Annotated in this window: 15 protein-coding genes; 8 read left to right on the top strand and 7 right to left on the bottom strand. The window is 54.8% G+C overall.

What is annotated here, in order from left to right; translation table 11 throughout:
• Positions 1 to 42: 42 nt before the first annotated feature.
• Positions 43 to 2,334, bottom strand: a complete 2,292-nt coding sequence (locus NSQ46_RS27430) for an excinuclease ABC subunit UvrA (RefSeq protein WP_342577020.1) — start codon at positions 2,332 to 2,334, stop codon at positions 43 to 45.
• A 173-nt stretch (positions 2,335 to 2,507) separates the two neighbouring features.
• Here NSQ46_RS27430 and NSQ46_RS27425 point away from each other — a divergent pair, with 173 nt between their 5' ends.
• From NSQ46_RS27425 to NSQ46_RS27400, 6 genes are all read left to right on the top strand, one after another.
• Positions 2,508 to 3,452: a YafY family protein gene (locus tag NSQ46_RS27425; protein ID WP_007130516.1), complete on the top strand. Its 945-nt coding sequence runs from the start codon at positions 2,508 to 2,510 to the stop codon at positions 3,450 to 3,452.
• Between the two features lie 147 nt (positions 3,453 to 3,599).
• On the top strand, positions 3,600 to 4,274 hold the full coding sequence (locus tag NSQ46_RS27420; protein WP_007130515.1) for a response regulator transcription factor: 675 nt from the start codon (positions 3,600 to 3,602) through the stop codon (positions 4,272 to 4,274).
• Positions 4,271 to 5,746: a HAMP domain-containing sensor histidine kinase gene (locus NSQ46_RS27415; protein WP_007130514.1), complete on the top strand. Its 1,476-nt coding sequence runs from the start codon at positions 4,271 to 4,273 to the stop codon at positions 5,744 to 5,746. Before NSQ46_RS27420 ends, NSQ46_RS27415 begins: the two co-directional genes overlap by 4 nt.
• A gap of 1,894 nt (positions 5,747 to 7,640) precedes the next feature.
• The gene (locus tag NSQ46_RS27410; RefSeq protein WP_007130512.1) at positions 7,641 to 8,555 is read left to right on the top strand and encodes an ABC transporter ATP-binding protein; all 915 of its coding nucleotides are present in this window, start codon (positions 7,641 to 7,643) and stop codon (positions 8,553 to 8,555) included.
• Positions 8,552 to 9,268, top strand: a complete 717-nt coding sequence (locus tag NSQ46_RS27405) for an ABC transporter permease (protein ID WP_007130511.1) — start codon at positions 8,552 to 8,554, stop codon at positions 9,266 to 9,268. The genes NSQ46_RS27410 and NSQ46_RS27405 overlap by 4 nt, the downstream gene beginning before the upstream one ends.
• Before the next feature lies 1 nt (position 9,269).
• Positions 9,270 to 10,004 (top strand): ABC transporter permease, encoded by a 735-nt coding sequence (locus NSQ46_RS27400; RefSeq protein WP_007130510.1) that lies wholly within the window; start codon positions 9,270 to 9,272, stop codon positions 10,002 to 10,004.
• Positions 10,005 to 10,156: 152 nt separating this feature from the next.
• On the opposite strand, the gene NSQ46_RS27395 is transcribed toward NSQ46_RS27400, so the two are convergent.
• The 6 genes from NSQ46_RS27395 to NSQ46_RS27370 all read right to left on the bottom strand — a co-directional run bounded on the left by NSQ46_RS27395 (position 10,157) and on the right by NSQ46_RS27370 (position 17,158).
• Positions 10,157 to 11,014: a hypothetical protein gene (locus NSQ46_RS27395; protein WP_007130509.1), complete on the bottom strand. Its 858-nt coding sequence runs from the start codon at positions 11,012 to 11,014 to the stop codon at positions 10,157 to 10,159.
• Positions 11,015 to 11,047: 33 nt separating this feature from the next.
• Positions 11,048 to 12,130, bottom strand: coding sequence for a Gfo/Idh/MocA family oxidoreductase (locus NSQ46_RS27390; protein WP_028404750.1), 1,083 nt, complete (start codon positions 12,128 to 12,130; stop codon positions 11,048 to 11,050).
• 171 nt (positions 12,131 to 12,301) lie between these two features.
• A complete protein-coding gene (locus NSQ46_RS27385; protein ID WP_341034519.1) occupies positions 12,302 to 13,234 on the bottom strand; it encodes an AraC family transcriptional regulator in 933 nt (310 codons plus the stop codon).
• A gap of 603 nt (positions 13,235 to 13,837) precedes the next feature.
• Entirely contained in the window at positions 13,838 to 14,434 is a 597-nt protein-coding gene (locus tag NSQ46_RS27380; protein WP_341034517.1) for a TetR/AcrR family transcriptional regulator, read from the bottom strand.
• A 7-nt stretch (positions 14,435 to 14,441) separates the two neighbouring features.
• Complete coding sequence (locus NSQ46_RS27375) at positions 14,442 to 15,197, bottom strand: alpha/beta hydrolase (RefSeq protein WP_341034515.1); 756 nt, start codon at positions 15,195 to 15,197, stop codon at positions 14,442 to 14,444.
• Positions 15,198 to 15,409: 212 nt separating this feature from the next.
• The gene (locus NSQ46_RS27370) at positions 15,410 to 17,158 is read right to left on the bottom strand and encodes an alpha-glycosidase (RefSeq protein WP_341034513.1); all 1,749 of its coding nucleotides are present in this window, start codon (positions 17,156 to 17,158) and stop codon (positions 15,410 to 15,412) included.
• A gap of 431 nt (positions 17,159 to 17,589) precedes the next feature.
• On the opposite strand from NSQ46_RS27370, the gene NSQ46_RS27365 reads away from it, so the two are divergent.
• Complete coding sequence (locus tag NSQ46_RS27365) at positions 17,590 to 17,850, top strand: metal-sensitive transcriptional regulator (protein WP_007130503.1); 261 nt, start codon at positions 17,590 to 17,592, stop codon at positions 17,848 to 17,850.
• A gap of 150 nt (positions 17,851 to 18,000) precedes the next feature.
• Positions 18,001 to 19,014 carry an NADP-dependent oxidoreductase gene (locus NSQ46_RS27360; protein ID WP_007130502.1) on the top strand — a complete coding sequence of 338 codons (1,014 nt, stop codon included), beginning with the start codon at positions 18,001 to 18,003 and terminating at the stop codon, positions 19,012 to 19,014.
• Positions 19,015 to 19,113 lie beyond the last annotated feature (99 nt).

Raw genomic sequence — 19,113 nt, 5'->3', positions numbered from 1 at the left:
CTCGGGGGTCTTTTTGGATGCTTGCAATTTCATGACTTGCAATTAACGGTACGCTTCTAGATATCTTGCGGTTAAGGAGTCTTTGCACTCTAACAGTTCCCTCGGCTTGCCTGAGAAAAGCAGCCGCCCGCCGTCCATGCCCGCGCCGGGGCCAAGATCGATGATCCAATCCGCCTGGCGGATGATATCGAGATTATGCTCGATGACAATGACGGTGCTGCCTTGCTCCACCAGCCTCTCGATGACCGATACGAGCCTCTCGCAGTCGGACAGATGCAGCCCCGTCGAGGGCTCATCGAGCACATAGATCTCGCCGTGCTTGTCCAGTTCCGCCGCCAGCTTGACCCGCTGCCGCTCGCCGCCCGACAGTGTGCTGAGCGGCTGGCCCAGCGTCATATAGCCGAGACCGGTATCGTGCAGGCGCTGCAGGGCGGGGCGGATGTCTTTCTCCGGGAAGAAGGTCAGCGCATCGTCAACCGACATTGCCAGCACCTCGCTGACGTCTTTGCCGCGAAGGCGGTACTGCAGAACGTCATCGCGGAAACGGCGGCCCCGGCATGCATCGCAGACGGTGACCAGCTGATCCATGAAAGCGAGATCGGTCGTGATCGTTCCGGCACCGCTGCAGGCCGGGCAGGCGCCCTTGGCATTAAAGCTGAACAGGGATGCGCTAACATGGTTAGCAGCGGCATACAGCTTCCGAATCGGATCGAAGATGCCGGTATAGGTGGCGATGTTGGAGCGGTTCGAGGCATGGATGGCGTCCTGGTCGACGATCACCGTTTCCGGATAGCACTGAGGGAGCACGTGGTTGATCAGCGTGCTTTTGCCCGATCCGGCGACGCCGGTGACAACCGTCAGCACCCCGGTGGGGATGCGAACCGTGACATCGCGCAGATTGTGTAAGGCGGCGTTCGAAATCGTCAGCCACCCGGAAGGTTCCCGCACCTGTTCCTTTAACCGTGCCCGCTGCTGCAGATGCTTGCCGGTCAAGGTGCCGGACTCCAGAAGTCCTTCGTAATCGCCTTCGTAAACGATCGTGCCGCCGGCAACGCCGGACCCGGGGCCCATGTCGACGATATGATCGGCCAACCGGATGACATCCGGATCATGCTCCACGATCAGGAGCGTATTGCCCTTGTCGCGAAGCTGGAGCAGCAGCTTGTTCATGTTATGGACATCATGAGGGTGAAGACCGGTGCTCGGCTCGTCGAAAATGTAGGTGAGATCGGTCAAGCTGCTTCCGAGCTGCCGGACCATTTTGATGCGCTGCGACTCTCCGCCCGACAATGTTGCGGTCTCGCGATCCATGGACAGGTACCCGATCCCGACCAGCTTCAGCTGTTCCAGCCGGGTTATGCAGGCGCTTGCGATCGGTGCAGCCTCCGACTCGCGAATCCTCCGCAAAAATGCAATCAGCTCATCCGCCGGCATCCGTGAGCAGTCGGCGATGGAATAGCCGTTGATTTTGCAGGACAGCGTCTCTTGATTGAGCCTGCCCCCTTGACATTCAGGGCACACCGAGCGGGGGGCTACATCGTTGATCGCTTCCCTGTACAGCTGCGCATCTCGGGAATCCTTGCTTAGAAATGACCGCTCGATTCGCGGAATGACGCCTTCATAATAAGAGGTCGGCGGCCATTCCGGCGTCGGGTTCGGCGGCTTGAACCCGGATTGGTACAGGAGCAGGTCCCACTCTTCCGGACTATAATCCTTCAGCTTCCGGTCATTGTCGAATAATCCAGTGGCCGTATACCGCTTCCAGCGGAAATCGCCGGGACGAAAGGTCGGGAATCGGATCGCTCCTTCATTCAGTGATTTTTCCTTGTCGATCAGGCGATCGATCCGGATGACGTTGACTTTGCCAAGCCCCTCGCAGCGCGGACACATGCCCTGCGGATTGTTGAAGGAGAAGACGTCCGAGTGCCCGACAAAAGGCTGACCGATCCGTGAAAACAATAGCCGCAGCAAAGCATGGATATCCGTAGCCGTTCCGACGGTGGACCTTGCGTTGCTGCCGATCCGCTTTTGGTTGATCAGGATCGCTGCGGATAGATGCTCGATCGATTCGACATCCGGTTCCCCGTATCCGGGAAGGCGGTGCCGAATAAAGCTGGAATAGGTCTCATTCATCTGGCGCTGCGACTCGGCGGCGATCGTATCGAAGACGAGGGCGGACTTGCCGGAGCCGGATACGCCGGTGAATACCGTAATTCGCTTTTTGGGGATATCGAGACTGACGCTGCGCAAATTTTTATTTTTGGCGCCGATAACGCGAATGACATTGTTCGGATTTGAAGCGTTGCTCTTGTCCGAAATCAAGCTTGGACTCATGCTCGATTTCGTATTCGAGTTCATGTCTGATTTTTTGCCCGAGTTCATGTCTGAGCTCATGATTCATTCTCCTTTCCGGTTCCAGTCTTTGACCTGCTTACGGGAATAGCATATCTTATAAACATGACAATAATTGTCTACTTATTGGCAAGACCGAAAAGGAGGAGCAAGCGGTGTCCAAAGCCAAGCTGTTGATGGATGTGATTCTGTTCGTCAATGCCAAACGAAGCTTTACCGCCCAGGAGGTCGCCGATGAATTTGGCGTTTCGGTGCGCACGGCGCACCGATATTTGACCGAAATCAGCGATATGGGCGTTCCCTTATATACCGAGCAAGGACGTCATGGGGGCTACCGTACGCTCAGCAGCCGTGTTCTTCCGCCAGTGCTGTTTGATGAGGATGAGGTGTTTGCGATCTTCTTTGCCTTCCAGTCTTTGAAGCGCTACCGGTCACTGCCGTTTGAGCTGAACATGGATTCGGCCGCACGGAAATTGCTGGCGGGGTTTCCCGAGGATGCCAAAGCGATGATCAGCCGTTTGGAATCCGTGCTGGCCTTTTGGAGTCCGCGCCGAACGGCAGGTTCCCCTTTTCTGAAAGAAATGATCGAAGCAGCCCTATACCAGCGCGTTGTGAGGATCGGGTACCGCTCAAAGAACCGTACGAGTGACCGGGAAATTCAGCCGATCGGCGTGTATGCCCGCGACGGTCTGTGGTACATGCTGGCCGCCGAGGGGGAGACGGAGGAGCCGCGCTTGTTTCGGGCTGACCGGATCGAGTCCTGGACCCCGACGGACCGGTCGTGGGAGCTTGATATGACGCTGGAGGAATGGCTTCAGGAATACCCGATCCGGCAGCCGGTCCGCCTGTATGCGGAGCTCACAAGAGAAGGGGCCCGTCAATGCGCGAGCATCCCCTGGCTGGAGGATGAGGTGGTTATGCTTGAAGATAATCGCGGCGTTGTCGACGTGACGGTAGACCGCAGCGATTTTGAATACATAGCCGATGTGTTTCTCAGGCTTGGAACGGAAGCGAAGATCATCGAGCCTCAGGAGATTGTGGATTTGATCCGGGATAAGGCAAGGCGGCTCATCGCCCACTATGATCAGGGACGGTTGTGAGTGGGCTGCAGAGGTGTAGCTCTTCCTTTTTTACATGTTACAATGACAAATGATAGGTGCCGGAGGAACGAATCGCTGCCCCGCACCTTGGCGTTAGCGGCTGGAAGAAGCATTGCCGACATTTTGGTGGTGGAAAGGGAGATATCCATGAGCGCAAGCATTTTATATATCGAGGATGACCGCGATATCGGCGGATGGGTGAGTGATTTTTTGAAGGAAAAGGGCTATGGGGTGAAATGGCTCCAGAGCGGAGAAAAGGCAGTGGAAGAAGCTGCCCAATGCGCGGTTGTCGTCTTGGACGTCATGCTCCCCGGGCTCGATGGGTTTACGGTCGGACAGCGGCTGAAGAAGGCGTACCCCGGATTGCCGATTCTGATGCTGTCGGCCAGAACGTCCATCGACGACAAGCTCCAGGGTCTGGAATTCGCGGACGATTACTTGACCAAGCCTTTCCACCCGGACGAGCTGGCGGCAAGGGTCGAGGTGCTGCTGCGCCGTTCTGCCGTACAATCCGCCGAACCGGTGAGGGTCAAGCATTTGACGGTTTATGAGGGCGAGAACCGGATCGTCAATGAGGATACCGGAGAGGAAATTTTGCTGACCGGCAAGCAGTATCAGATTTTTATGTACCTGCTTCAGCATCAGGGCCGCGTCATGACCAAGGAGCAGATCTATGAATCGGTATGGGGTGAGTCTTATATCGAGGGGGACAAGACGTTGATGGTTCATATCCGTTACCTGCGCGAGAAGCTGGAGCGGGACCCGGCGTCCCCGGAAATTATCGAGACGGTCCGCGGGCTCGGCTACCGGGTGAAAGCATGAAAGGGTGGAGATCGAAGGGGCGGTTTCGCAAATCCCTGACGAATCGGTATCTGCTGCTTATTTCGGTGGCCATGATTTTCATGCCGATTCTGTTCCCGCTCGCCTCCGTGTTCTACTGGTTCGTTGCCAACACATTCATGGACGTGCCGCCGCTTCCCGACAAAAAATATGAGAACGGGACCGTATTGGAGAAAATGTGGCATAAGGAAGCAACCCAATTAGAAGGCGCATCGCCGGAGGAGATCGAGCAGAGGCTGAAATCGCTGCGGCAGGCTTATCCTGAAGTTCAGATGCTGTGGGTGGACAGCAATAGTCGAAAGCGGATCGAGCTCCCTGTGCAGGAGGATATGCCCGCGTTATGGAGCGCCCAGCATACCGTACAATTTATGAAAAATTCCGTCGGGGCCGATCCGTTCACGGTGGTCGCTTTTATCGGGGATGAGGGAGCGGACGAGGGCTTCATGGTGATGCGGATTCCGAGAAAATATATCAGCGTACAGGATCCGATCGCCAGCGAGACGACCCTGTACGGTTTATTCATGGCGACCATGTCCGGCCTCTTCATCCTGGTGTCCTGGCTGTTCTTCGTACGCATCCGCAAGCGGCTGCTGCGCCTCCGGAACGCAATGACATCCCCGAATGAAGCAACAGGCATCCCGCAGCCGGTCACGTTGACCAAGCTGGATGAGATCGGGCAGCTGGAAGAGGGCTACAACGATATGGTGAGCCAGCTGGAAGAGGGCCAGCGCCGCCAGCGCGAGGAGGAGGAGCTGCGCAAGTCGCTCATTGCGAGCTTGTCGCATGACTTGAGGACGCCATTGACGGTTATACGAAGCCATATTTTCTCGTTGGAGCGGGAGCCGCTCAGCGGGAGGGGCAAGGAATCGCTCTCCCTCATCGAGGCCAAAATCGGCGATTTGGGGGGATTAATTGATAACCTGCTATCCTATAATCTGCTCACGAGCGGCAAGGTGCAGCTAAACCTTGATGCGAAGGACGTTTTGAGACTGGTCAAAGAGAGTGCGGCCGCATGGTATCCGGTATGGGAAAAAGCAGGCATCGAGCCCGACATTGCTCTGCGCGAAGAGCCGCTGATCTGGAATGTCGATGTATTATGGTTCCGGCGGCTGCTCGACAATTTGTTTCAAAATGTCGTGCGCCATGCCCAATCCGGTAAGTATATCGGCATTTATACCGAGGAACGCCAAGTCGAAGGCGGTGAAGAGACCGGAGCGCTGATCATCTCGGATCGCGGCCCGGGATTCGGCAGCGAGTCCCATAACAAGGGCGCAGGCATCGGGCTTGCGGTCGTGGATTTCCTAGCGAAGGAAATGGGGTTAAAATGCGAGGTCGAGAGCTCCGGCGAAGGAACGAGAATCACCATCTGGAAGCCGGGAAGCGGCGGCGTTTACCCAGGGCAGGAGCTTAATCCCGGAGGGAAGCAGGTCCGGTTCGAAGTGGACGATATGTAATAAGCCGCGACGGCCTGTAAAGCTCATTCGGAAGTTGATGATCGTGATGACGCGCAGCGCCGTGAACAAGACAAATCATTGAGGTGCGAATGAAGGAGCCGGACGTTTCCGGGTCCTTTTTTTGTGCTGTTTGCCGCCTTAACTGCGGCATTTACCTAGGGGAAGGCTAATCCTCCCTTTATTAAAACAATCTCATAATCCAACGTGGGATATACAAGATCACATCCAGGATCAAAGTCACGTAATTGGAGAAGTTGTCTAGCTTGGTTCTTCCAGGCCAGGTTACCTTTTTCATGCGAATGACCTCATTTCGAATTGAATTGTCGGGCATAATCCATGAACGGGGGACGATAGCCAGCCTACAGTGCCTATAGAAGCCGCACCACTACCAGCAACAAGCACAGCTCGGACCTTAGGCTGTAACATGCCCTTATCCTGTTGGCCAGCGTCGACTAGCATGCATTCAGTGATTAAGCCCTAAGTGACCATACGTAATGAGGGATTGGAAGTTTCAGTAAATTTTAGATCATCATCAATCGACGAACTAATTATAGGAAAATAAAGCTCTGTATTGCATAATCTCATACCCGCCGCACCAGCGATAGGGGAGGAATATCGGTCTGGAGAAGCGTAGCGTTCGCCTTTAAATCCGGGAAACAACCTCGTTTAGGATCATTCCGGTTTCTCGGATTTAACAGCGATCGGAAGGACGATCCGCCACCGAAGCGGCTATCGTTGCAGGAGGAGTTTATGACCGTCACCGAAGCGGCCTTAGTTGCAGGAGGAGTTTATGACCGTCACCGAAGCGGCCTTGTTGCACGGGGGTTTTATCACCACCACTCGAAGCGGTGGTGGTTGTCCTACCCATCCCCCAGCACTGCGATCATGGGTAAGGCGAGTAGTATGGCATTAGGTAGCTGCATGAGAAGTCTGAGTGCCTTATAGAAGGAGCGATGTGCGCTGACAGCGAGCAGAGGCATGGAAACTTAGAAACCTCGGATAGCACATATCTCATACCCGTCGCACCAGCGGAGGGGGAGGAATCGGTCTGGAGAAGCGGAGCGCTCGCCTTTAAATCCGGGAAACAACCTCGTTTAGGATCATTCCGGTTTCCCGGATTTAACAGCGATCGGAAGAACGATCCGCCACCGAAGCGGCCTTGTTGCAGGAAGAGTTTATGACCACCACTCGAAGCGGTGGTGGTTGTCCTACCCATCCCCCGCACTGCGATCAAGGGCAGAGCGAGCAACTGTATGAGAGTTTGAGTGCCGGCTCATAGAAACATTGTAAAGCATAACTTGATATTCGCAGGCACCAGCGGAGGGGGAGGAATCGGTCTGGAGAAGCGAAGCGCTCGCCTTTAAATCCGGAAAACAACCTTGTTTGGGATCATTCCGGTTTCCCGGATTTAACAGCGATCGGAAGAACGATCCGCCACCGAAGCGGCCATCGTTGCAGGAAGAGTTTATGACCACCACTCGAAGCGGTGGTGGTTGTCCTACCCATCCCCCGCACTGCGATCAAGGGCAGAGCGAGCAACTGTATGAGAGTTTGAGTGCCAGCTCATAGAAACATTGGTGGGCATATCTTGATATTCACGCACCAGCGGAGGGGGAGGAATCGGTCTGGAGAAGCGTAGCGCTCGCCTTTAAATCCGGGAAACAACCTCGTTTAGGATCATTCCGGTTTCCCGGATTTAACAGCGATCGGAAGAACGATCCGCCACCGTAGCGGCCTTAGATACAGGAAGAGTTTATGACCGCCACCGAAGCGCCATAGTTGCACGAAGCTAGGAGCGCGCTCTACCCTGATTCGCTTTTTTAAAGAAAATTTAAACTTGCCCCCGACCGCCATTTAACCTTGACCAAGTACGATGGTTTACGAGGTGATGAACGTGACGGAACTCGTCATTCAAACAAAGGGACTTTATAAAACATACAAAAAACGCGCGGCAGTCGAGGACTTGAATCTGGAGATCGCGCGCGGTGACATTTACGGCTTTCTCGGGCCGAACGGGGCCGGAAAGACAACGACGATCCGGATGCTGCTCGGGCTGATCCAGCCGACGCGCGGAGCCATTCATCTATTCGGCAAGGATTTGAAGAGCGAGAAAATGGACATCTTGCGCCGTACCGGCTCGCTTGTAGAATACCCGTCGTATTATGGACATTTGACGGCGGTGGAAAATTTGGAGGCCATCCGCCGGATCACCGGAAGCCCGAAATCCCGCATTGCGGAAGTGCTGGAAATCGTCTCTCTGACGAAAGAGGCGAAGCGCCCGGTGAAGGGATATTCCCTCGGCATGAAGCAGCGACTCGGGATTGCGGCTGCCCTGCTGAACAATCCGGAGCTGCTGATTCTTGATGAACCGACCAACGGATTGGACCCGTCCGGGATTCATGAAATCCGGGAGCTGATCAAAAACATGCCGCGCCAATACGGCATCACCGTTCTGGTCTCCAGTCATCTGTTGGGCGAGGTTGAGCAGATGGCCGACAAGGTTGGCATTATCCGTGAAGGCCGAATGGTATTCCAGGATTCGATCGATAACCTGATCCAGACGGCTTCCAGCGGCTTCCGCCTGGCGGTGTCGGAGCCGGAGGACGCTCTGCAGCTCGCGTTGGATCTTGGCTGCGAAGGCACGCTCAGAAACCATGTGCTCGAGCTGGAATCAATGCAGGATGCTAAGGTGGCGCTGCTCGTCAAGCGGCTGGTCGAGAATCGGCATGCGGTATATCGGGTAGAGGAGAAGCGGAAGTCGCTCGAGGATATCTTCATGCAAATCGTAGGGGAGGGGAGCCGCCCATGATGGTCCGAGCACTGTCAGCCGATTGGCTGAAAATCCGGGGCAAAGGCATTTGGTTTCTCGCCGCGCTGGGACCGATCGGGCTGGTGGCGATGCAGGGCCTCAACTTCGGACTGCGGTATGACTACTTGATGAAGTCCTATGCGGATGATCCGTGGGGCGGCTTGCTGGAGAACGTACTGTTCTTCGTGCCGATCGCGCTGTTCCTTGGCATCACGCTGGTCTGCTCCCTCATGGCAAACGTCGAGCACCAGCTCAGCTCCTGGAAGCAGCTGCTGGCATTGCCGATTTCACGAACGGCCGTGTTCAGCGCGAAATTCGTGCAGGCGTTCCTGATTCTGTGCGTGTCCTGCATTTTGCTGACATTAGGTACGGCTGGCTTGGGGCTGCTGCTGGGGATGGGCGTCGAGCAGATGCCGTATCTGGATCTGCTGCGGATCGGCTTTGTCCAGTTGTTCGCCGCACTACCGATGCTTGCGCTCCAGCTGTGGCTGTCGCTGACGCTGAAGAATCAGGGCTTGCCGGTAAGCATCGGCATTACGGCATCGGTCGTGTCCATGTTCGCCTTCCAATTTCCGAATTGGATGCCGCTCAAGTGGCCGCTGCTAGCGTATATGGGGCCGGGTGAAGCGAAAGTAATCGGTGCGGGCCTGCTGCTGGGCGTTGTCATTGCTTGCGCCGGGCTGATTCATTTTAACCGGAAGGATGTGGATTGAGATGACGGCCTATACAAGAGCGGTGTCCTGCGAGTGGCTAAAATTATCGAAGTCAAGACTATGGGTGCAGATTCTTATGTGCGCGGCCCTGGTTATGCTGCTTGGCATTGTGGAAGGCTCATCGAATCCGATCGCGCCTTGGGAAGCGCTGGTCGGCATAATGAGCATCCTGCATGCGATGCTCTTTCTGCCCATCATGACGGGGATTTTCAGCGCAATGGTGTGCCGGTATGAGCATTCGGGCGGAGGCTGGAAGCAGCTGCTGGTGCTGCCTGTCTCGCGCAGCGCGGTTTATTTTGCGAAGTTTACCGTAGTCAGCCTGCTGCTCGCAGTCGTGCAGGCACTGTTCCTCGCAGCGGTGCTGGGAGCAGGGATGATCAAGGGGATCGACGCTTCGATTCCGTGGGACATGATGGGACGCAGCCTGCTTGGCGGCTGGGTGGCCTGCCTGCCGCTCGCAGCCTTACAGCTTGGCGTGTCCACGGCTTGGAGCAGCTTTGCCGCTCCGCTGGCACTGAACGTGGTGTTTACGATTCCGAATATGCTCGTGGCGAATTCGGAAACCTATGCGCCGTATTATCCATGGGCTCAGCCGTTTTTGGCCATGATGCCCCAGGGACAGGCCGGCTTCGGAGCGTTCAATCTGCCGTTCGAAAGCCTGATGATGGTGGTGGTCGGCGGGTTCCTGCTGTTCTTTATCGCGGGTCTTATCTATTTTCAGCGGAAGGAAATATAGCTCGTGGAGGACTCTCCAACCGACCGAAATTGCGCAAAACGGAATCTTGCTCGACATGAAAAGAGCTGTTCTTGAGGACGCGTCCTAAGAACAGCTCTTGTTTTTCCATGATGGAAATGAACCCTATGAACTATGCAAAATTCTGTTAAGCTTTACTGCAAGTTGTTCGCGAATACCGGCAGCTCTACCCAAACATACGGCGTTGTGGATGCCTTCAGCCCGTACTCGATGATCGTAATGACGGCAATCGTCTCGGCGGGATCGACCGCAGGCTTGCCTGTCTCGAAGAAGTGCACCAGATTCTCGATGAACGCCCCGAAGAAGTTGGAGTTCGCCGTTGCCTGCTTGAAGCTGCCGGAGTCGTAACGAACACCTAGCGTAAATGGGCAATTGTCCCCGAGGTGGTTCACTGCAGCCTGGCGTCCTTCGCCGAAGTCGATCAGCAGGGCGGGAGACGCCTCGGTTCCGGTGAACATGACGCGTTTCGGATTCGAGCCCATCAGCTGGACGATCGGCTCGATCTGATGGATGGAATAATTCGAGAAAGCACCGGGTCCCCAGCTGCTGATCGTTTGAATCCCTGCGGGTTCAAGCTCGGCATACTCGCTGGCGAAGCGAAGCGCCGAGGTCGAGTACATCGGCGTTCCATGCTTCGCGGCCAGCTCGAACAGACGGATGGCCGTCTCGCGATCAGGCGCAAACGTTTTGTCGATATACGTAGGCTTCCCGGAAGCCAGCGGCAGCTGCGACAGCTCCTCATGGTACTCGGGATTGTCCGGGGACAGAACGATCAGATAGTCGCTTCGTTCAACGACCTCCTCGATGGAATGCACCTGCTCGATCCCGTTCTCCTTGCACCAAGCTTCATTGGTGAGGCCGCCTTCTTTGTCCTGTTTGCCGTAGGCGCAGACGACTTTCATGGTTCCGTTGCTTGCCTGCTCAATCCAACCGGGATATTTATTCGCATGGAACTGGTCGAGATGCAGATCGACAAATCCGATTTTTTTCATAAAACCTATGCCTCCCTGACGTTTCGAACTGGGTTAGTTGCTGCTCTGGGCTACGGGCTGAAGCGATACCTCTGCTCCCTTGTCGGACGAATCATAGATCGCCTGGATGATCTGAGAGGACAGAATGACCGTATCGATATGCGATGGCTGCTTCTCCCCGGTCTGGATGGAGCGGATAAAGCCATCGATCTCGTTCTGGAACATGTTGCCGATATTGAATTTCGGCGTCGTTTCAAGCAGCGCGCCATCTTTCGCGGTATAGAAGGTGAACTCGGCCCCGTATTTCAGACGGATGCCGCCTTTGTCACCCAGGAAGTCGATGAACATTTCTTCGGCTCCGATATTTTGCGCCCACGCTCCGTTTAAGGAGATCGTAGGACCTTCCGTCCGAATGAGGGCCGTAACGAAATCGTCGACGTCATATGTGCCATCGTATTTCGGCGGGCCTGCCCACATCTTGAGGAAGGTGTAGTCCTCCATATCCTTACCGAGCTTGCAGTAAGCCTGGCCGGAAACGGTTTGCGGTTTCGGATCGCCGGTACAGTACATGACGACATCCAGGAAATGAACGCCCCAGTCGATCAGCGCGCCGCCGCCGGCGATCGCCTTCGTCGTAAATGCGCCGCCGAGACCCGGAATGGAGCGGTGGGCACGGAAGCTGGCATAGACATGGTACAGCTCGCCGAGCTCGCCGTTTTGAATCATGTTCTTGATACGGTTAACGCTTTCATTATAACGGTTCACGACCCCGATATTGAGCGTCTTGCCGGTCTCGTGCTGAACCTTCTGCATCTCGAGTGCTTCGGCATAGGTACGTGCTGCAGGCTTTTCGCATAATACGTGCTTGCCTGCCCGCAGGCAGTCGATAGCGATCGAGGCATGAACATCGTTCGGCGTGCAGATTGAAACAGCATCAACCTCCGGATCGTTCAGCACTTGCCGGTAATCCGAAACAGCTTGGCCGCATTCATATTTGGAAACGGCAGCCTCCGCCCGGTCCAAGGCAATGTCACAGAAGTATTTGATTTCAGCATCTTCGTTGGCTATGTAGGCGGGAATATGAGCGCTGTTGGCAATCGTGCCGCAGCCAATGACGGCAATTGTAATTTTGTTCATCGGTTCTCCTCCAAAATCGTGGATTTGTTAAAGCCTGCGTAATGGTGACGCCGAATTGAACTTTCATTAGTTTCTTGCACAGAGTATACCATGGGCTGCATGCATTCGGATTTCACTATTGTGTTTATTTATTGGATTATCGTTCAGGGTTAAAAAAACAAGGCTCGCGATCTAATAGGCGTTCTTCTTATAGTAAGCCGGAGTTGTGCCGGTATATTTCTTGAAGATGCGGCAAAAGTAGGGCAGTTCGTTAAATCCCACCTTAAAACAAACCTCCGTCACGCTCAGCTCGGGCTGCGCGAGCAGCTTCATCGCCATGCGGATCCGGTAGTTCGCCACATACTGGCTGAAGGTGCGGCCGGTCACCTCTTTGAAATGCCGGCAGAAGTTCGTCCGGGACATCATCGTGACGGCGCACAGCTCCTGCAGGCTGAGGGGCTTGTCGTAATGGTTATGGATAAACTCGATGGATTTCATAATAGGCTCGCGATACTGGTTGGTCGAGCCCGCCACTCCGGCGGCCCCGTTCTCAGTCTGCTCCCGGCTCAGGATGCCAAGCAGCTTGAGCAGATTCGCTTTAAGCAGCAGCTCGAAGCAGGGGCCTCGGCGGCCGTATTCGGCTAGCATCTCGGTCAGCAGCTCCCTGACGGCAAGATCACTGCTGCTGGAGAGCAGGATTTTGAGAGGAATCTTATCTTCAGGGACCGTGAACGACTCAATGAAAGCCTGGTCGAACCCGCTGGAATCTCCCATGTGCGCACGCAGATGCTCGTTAACGAACTCGGGCATAAACTCGCAGCCGAGCACTTCAAGCTCTTTTCCTGGAAGCATTTCGACCCTGTGCACGCTGTAGGGAGGCAGGACGAATATGCTGCCTTGGGTCATCCGGTATTTTTGGCCGAACAAGGTGTGGTCGAACTCTCCCCGGCTGATGTACCAGATTTGGAAGTAGTCGTGCATATGGTCCGACAGGCTGCCGAATTCCTCGGTAATCCGGTATATTTTGCACGGCAGGCCGCTGATCATCTCCAGCTCCGACGTGAAAAAGGCGACGCCCCGGCGGGTGCATTCGGCAATATCGGGCTTGATCCAGTGAATGGCCATCTCGATGTCCTCCTGAATGAATTCTTCGCTGAATTTGATAGTTCATCATATATACTATTCATAGCATAACGCATTCATGGCATGAAGGAAGAGGGAAATATAGTATCAATCAGGTAAGATATGAGCGACAAACTGTCCTATGCGTTCAAGCGACGGAAATAAAAGTTCTACCAGGGGAATTATGGTATAATTGAAGAGACAAAGTAACCGGTGGGAGTGACGCGGCGAAGCTAACCCGAGAGGGGGTGACGCCGTGTCCCTTCTTGAATTGACGCTCAAGCTCCTTGACGGAATGCTAAAGCTGGTTGGCATTATTACTGGCCTGAACGCTTTAGTTAATGCCTCCCGGAAACGATCGCGGCCAAACAAGAAAAACCACCGGGAATAGGTTGGCGCCTAGCTATCCGGTGGCTTTTCATTGAATTGTGAAATCCTCGCCGTGGTCGCCCACCGGCCTTTGTTAGAAGTCGCGATGTGTCCAGCATCGCGGCTTTTTAAGTTTACGCATCTTTAACCAAAGTATACCACAAAAGCATGAAAACAACACAGGCATTTCAATGGATGAAGCATGCCCGCTGCATTTCAGCATAGGGCGATATGGCGTCAATAGGGCTGCTGGCGGCGGAATTCGTCCAGCATCTGCGCCTTGATCTCCTCGATCGGAAATTGCTGGGGATAGGTGGAGATCATAAGCATGATGCCTTGGAGCGTAGAGGAAAAATAAAGCGAGCGCTTGCGCGGTTCGGCGACGCCGAGCCGCTCGAATATCCTGCACTGGAGCTCGAACTGCCGCGCCGCTTCCTCTACGAGGAGCCTGCTGTACTTGATCAGCTCCTGATCAGCTTCGGGCTGAGTCTGGAGATGGAGATAGAACCGGTGTTCCTCCGGCTTTTGATAAACGCTGTCGATCGCGTGCCCGATAATGAACTTCAGCTGCTCAATAGGTTCGGTGAGCGCAGCTGCATCCTGCATGACCTGCGCGATGGCCTCGATGCGTTCCGTTACCATCGTGGCGAGCAGCTCCTCCTTGCCTTGAAAGTAATTATACATCAGGCCTTTGGATATCCCGGCATGGCGGGCTACATCGCTGATGGAGGTGGCGTGGTAGCCTTGGCGGATAAACAAGTCCATCGCGGCCTCCAAAATGTTGGCTTTCGCCATCTGTCGAATGCGTTCGTTCTCGCTAGGTGTCCGCGGCATGAATCCTTCAGTCCTCCACAAAATCGGTAATATGCTGAGATACAGCTTCAGGATGAGTCAGCGTAACCATATGATCGGCCCCTGTTATCCTGACGAATCGGATGTCCGGAACTCTCTGAAAGCTTTCGGCGACCAGCAGGTTATCAGGAAGTTCCTGGTCTCCGATGATGAATAGCGTTCTGGTCTGAATCTCTTCGAGCCGCTCGTAGGCAGGCGGCGCCGGCCAGATCGGCGCAAAGGCGGCGGCAGGCCACGTAAAGGTACGCATGAAATGGCGGCGCAGCATGTCAACCATGAGCTCCCGCTGGAGGCTGTTCCTGGCCACCTCATAGGACGGGGCGCCGATCGAACGCTCAATCATCAGCTCTACGTCCGGAGCGGCTTCGCCCACGTGTTTCATATAGTCCTGGAATTCATCGGAATACGGATAGCCGGATAAGGCAGGTGCGATCAGGACTAACTCCGATACTCTTTCAGGATAATGGATCGCGAATTCGGTGGCAATCTGGCCGCCCATGGAGTGGCCGACGATGGCAGCCTGCGGAAGGTTGAGGTGGTCGAGCAGGGACAGTACATCAAGAATATAGTTGGGCTGCCCGACAGGAGAAGGGGAGTTGCCGATTCCTCTACCGTCCATCGCAATCACTTGAAAGCGATCTTGGAGCAGCGGCGTGATGAGGCTCCAGTCCCGCAAATCGGCGCCGCCGCTGTGAATCATCAAGATCGGCTTCCCTTTGCCGTGAATCTCGTAATACAAATCCATGTGAACACCCTCCATTCATTTTCCGAAATATGGATCGGCCGATGCGTTTATTTTATTATTGGTTGACCGGTTAGTCAATAAAAAAACGGAGGAATACGATCACCTATCAACGAAAGATTGACACCGAAACCACGCGCGCCGGCATTCAAAAAGCTCCCCCCGAGTCGTAAGCACGGCGCTCGAAGGGAGCTGCTCTTATTGTAGAATATGAATTATTGCAGGGCCTTCAAAATCGCAAACCCGTATGCAGGCAGCTTCACGGTCAGCTGGCCTTGCTTCGCGCTGAGCGATTGACCGTTCCACAGGTTGGTCCATTGCTGGTGCTGCACAGGCAAGGAAATGGTATTGCCGGCTCTATCGTTGTTGACCGCCACGATAATCGTTTCGTTGTCGTCCTCGCGCAGGTAGGCAAGCTTGCCGCCGTTCTTCTCCGCCTGCAGGAACTTGAAGGAGCCTGTGCGCAGCGCCGGATGGGATTTACGCAGCTTGATGAGGGTCTGGTAGAACGTGAACAGATCCTTGTCGTGCTTGGTCTCATCCCACTCCATGCATTTGCGGCAGCCCGGATCGTGTCCGCCGTCCATGCCGATTTCGTCGCCATAGTAAATGCAAGGGGTGCCGAAATAAGTGAACTGGAACATGGCCGCAAGCTTCATCAGGCGCTTGTCGCCGCCGGCCTGCGTCAACAGTCTCGCGGTATCGTGGCTGTCCAGCAGATTGAACATCACTTCGCTTGCCTGTCTCGGGTAGCCCGCAAGCTGCTTGCCCAGCATGAAGGAGAACTTCTCCGCATCCGCGGTGCGGTTAATGAAGAAGTCCAGCACCGCATTCGTGAACGGATAGTTCATGACGGCGTCGAACTGGTCCCCTTCGAGCCAGATGGAGGACTCGTGCCATACTTCACCCAGGATGTAGGCGTCAGGATTGGCTTTTTTCACGACCTGACGGAATTCGCGCCAGAAGCTGTGTCCGACCTCGTTGGCGACGTCCAGGCGCCAGCCGTCGATGCCTGTCTCTTTGATCCAGTATTCGGCAGCCTTCAGGAGGTAAGCCCGCACCTCCGGATTCTCCGTGTTCAGCTTCGGCATGAGCGGTTCGAAGGCGAAGGTATCGTATGTCGGGATGCCGTCCACCACTTCAAGCGGCAGGGAACGGATATAGAACCAGTCCTTGTATTTCGATTTTTCACCGTTCTTCTGCACGTCCACGAATGGCGCGAACGTTCTGCCGGAATGGTTGAAGACCGCATCGAGCAGGACGCGGATCCCCCGCGCGTGGCACAGGTCCACCAGCTTCTTCAGCGTATCTTTATCCCCGAACTGAGGGTCGATTTCCAAATAGTCTTCCGTATCGTATTTATGGTTGGTCGTTGCCTTAAACAGCGGCGTGAAATAGATCGCGTTGACGCCAAGCTCGCTCAGATGATCCAAATGATCGATCACCCCTTGGAGGTCACCGCCGAAGAAGTTGTTCGGCGTCGGCTCTGCGCTTCCCCATGGCAGTGCGCCTTCCGGATCGTTGCCCGGGTCGCCGTTTGCGAAACGCTCAGGGAAAATCTGATAGAATACGGCGTCCTTCACCCAAGCCGGCGGCTGGAATACGTCATCCGGGTTAATGAACGGGTACTCGAACAGGCGATCCGGATTAGCCGGCGGCTCCGTCAGGAAGTCATATTCCGTCATCCAGCGCTTCTCCTGCCCCTTCTGGAGCAGGAAGCCGTATTTCAGGCGGCGGTATGGCGGCGTAGCCTCGCACTCCCAATAGTCGAACAGCTCATCCGTGGCCAGCTTGGTCATCGGAATGTATTCCATCGTCTGATCCCACATGTATTTATCGCCGGCAAGCGCGTAGACTTCGGTGAGATCATCCTTTTTCGTACGGATTCTGAGGTGGACGGTCGTTCCGTCGTAGGCATAAGACCAGTTTTTGCGCGGGCGATGATAAATGGCTTCCAAGAACATCGATAAATTCCTCCCTTGATTGATAAAATTAAAAAAAGGCACACCCAGGACTAAAAAATAGCCGAGGTTGTACCTTTTGTAAGTAGGGGATTTTGCAAAATCCGATTCCAGCCGCTTCAGGGCCACAATATACAGACGAATTAAACCGTTTCGATCTCTATATTGATGATTGAACTATGGATTTGTGCAAAACCTCAAGTAAGATAACATTGCCTTTAAATTATGAATTTGATGACTCTGCTAAAAATATACCATGCGGTCTGCGACGATACAAGCCCTAAGCCGGGAACAATCAAGATTCAGCAGCCAATCATAGTACCGTGCCTGTGCCAGTACGGGTATGATTGCGGGTTTCAGGGGCATGAATGATGCTATAATTAGAAGAAGAGGGACAAGCCTGGACGGATAAACGTTAAAGGGGATGACAAAGAATGCATTACGATGATCAGGTGAAGAACCGCGTTAAGCGGATTGAGGGACAGCTTCGGGGGATATTGAAAATGATGGAGGAGGCGAAGGATTGCCGGGAGGTCATTACGCAATTAACGGCTGCCCGAACGGCGATCGACCGCACGATCGGTGTCGTGGTCAGCGCCAATCTGGTGGATTGCGTGCGCAAGGCCGAGTTGGACGGCGAGAATACCGAGAAGCTCGTGCAAGAAGCGGTGAACCTCCTCGTCAAGAGCAGGTAGGCCTCCCGGCAATCCCAAGCGGCGAGAAGGGGAGAAGCACGGGTGCGCTGCGTCTTAAATGTTAATTTGCTGCGAGTGGTTCATGAAATGGATCAGGATCGGACAAAATGGGTAAATAAATGTAATGACTTCTTAAAGGAGGGTACTCATATGTCTGTCAATGAGCAAATTATTCTGGCCAAGCGTCCGCAAGGGATGCCGAATCAGGCGGATTTTGCGTTCGAGGAACAGCCCATGCCCGTTCCGCAGGCCGGCGAAGTGCTGGTGCGGACGGTGTATCTTTCGGTTGACCCGTATATGCGGGGAAGAATGAGCGAAGCGAAAAGCTACGTCAAGCCTTATGAGGTGGGCGAGGTCATTCAGGGCGGCGCGGTCGGCCAGGTCATGGAATCCACGCACCCGGGATTTCGGGAAGGCGATTTCGTTGCAGGCAATTGGGGCTGGCGGCGGTACGCGGTTGTGAGCTCATCCACGCTGCGCAAGATCAATCCGGAGCTGGCTCCCGTATCGACCGCACTGGGCGTGCTCGGGATGACCGGCTTGACGGCGTACTTCGGGCTCCTCGACATCGGCCAGCCCCAGGCTGGCGAGACCGTCGTTATATCCGGGGCCGCCGGGGCCGTCGGCATGATCGTTGGACAGATCGCCAAGATTAAAGGAACCCGGGTGATCGGCATTGCCGGATCGGATGAGAAGATAAGGTATTTAACGGAGGAGCTGGGTTTTGACGCGGCTCTGAATTATCGCTCGGAGACGTTTGAGGACGAGCTTCGGGAGGCTTGTCCCGACGGCGTGGACATTTACTTCGATAACGTCGGCGGGGAAGTTTCCGATGCGGTGCTGCGTCTGATTAACAAAAATGCGCGCATTCCGATTTGCGGACAAATTGCGCTGTACAATCTGGAGAAGCCGGATACGGGTCCGCGGATTCAAAGCCTGCTGCTGACCAATACGGCCTTGATGAAGGGATTTCTCGTCGGCGATTATCAGAGCCGGTACAATGAAGCGCTTCACGAGCTGGCCGAGTGGCTGCGGGACGGAAAGATCAAGTATGCCGAGAATATCATCGAAGGCTTCGAGAATACGCCGGAGGCGTTCCTGGGGCTGTTCAGCGGGGAGAATCTCGGAAAACAGCTGGTGAAGGTAAGCGAGGAGCAGAATTGACCCATTGGATTCGGGCATCCGGCAAATAGAAAAAAGAGTGGCGACCGCACAAAGGCTTGGCTCAAAGGAGCCCTTGCACCGTGCGATCGGCACTCTTTT

The sequence above is a fragment of the Paenibacillus sp. FSL M8-0142 genome, from assembly GCF_038597315.1.
Classification (GTDB): Bacteria; Bacillota; Bacilli; order Paenibacillales; family Paenibacillaceae; genus Paenibacillus_AQ; species Paenibacillus_AQ lactis.
The sequence above is the reverse complement of the archived record's forward strand: the minus strand, read 5'-3'. Positions and strand labels throughout refer to the sequence as shown.

Coding starts and splice junctions, on each gene's coding strand:
- NSQ46_RS27430 (WP_342577020.1), bottom strand. CDS start 2,334: ATGAGTCCAAGCTTGATTTCGGACAAGAGCAACGCTTCAAATCCGAAC.
- NSQ46_RS27420 (WP_007130515.1), top strand. CDS start 3,600: ATGAGCGCAAGCATTTTATATATCGAGGATGACCGCGATATCGGCGGA.
- NSQ46_RS27415 (WP_007130514.1), top strand. CDS start 4,271: ATGAAAGGGTGGAGATCGAAGGGGCGGTTTCGCAAATCCCTGACGAAT.
- NSQ46_RS27405 (WP_007130511.1), top strand. CDS start 8,552: ATGATGGTCCGAGCACTGTCAGCCGATTGGCTGAAAATCCGGGGCAAA.
- NSQ46_RS27400 (WP_007130510.1), top strand. CDS start 9,270: ATGACGGCCTATACAAGAGCGGTGTCCTGCGAGTGGCTAAAATTATCG.
- NSQ46_RS27395 (WP_007130509.1), bottom strand. CDS start 11,014: ATGAAAAAAATCGGATTTGTCGATCTGCATCTCGACCAGTTCCATGCG.
- NSQ46_RS27390 (WP_028404750.1), bottom strand. CDS start 12,130: ATGAACAAAATTACAATTGCCGTCATTGGCTGCGGCACGATTGCCAAC.
- NSQ46_RS27385 (WP_341034519.1), bottom strand. CDS start 13,234: ATGGCCATTCACTGGATCAAGCCCGATATTGCCGAATGCACCCGCCGG.
- NSQ46_RS27380 (WP_341034517.1), bottom strand. CDS start 14,434: ATGCCGCGGACACCTAGCGAGAACGAACGCATTCGACAGATGGCGAAA.
- NSQ46_RS27375 (WP_341034515.1), bottom strand. CDS start 15,197: ATGGATTTGTATTACGAGATTCACGGCAAAGGGAAGCCGATCTTGATG.
- NSQ46_RS27370 (WP_341034513.1), bottom strand. CDS start 17,158: ATGTTCTTGGAAGCCATTTATCATCGCCCGCGCAAAAACTGGTCTTAT.
- NSQ46_RS27365 (WP_007130503.1), top strand. CDS start 17,590: ATGCATTACGATGATCAGGTGAAGAACCGCGTTAAGCGGATTGAGGGA.
- NSQ46_RS27360 (WP_007130502.1), top strand. CDS start 18,001: ATGTCTGTCAATGAGCAAATTATTCTGGCCAAGCGTCCGCAAGGGATG.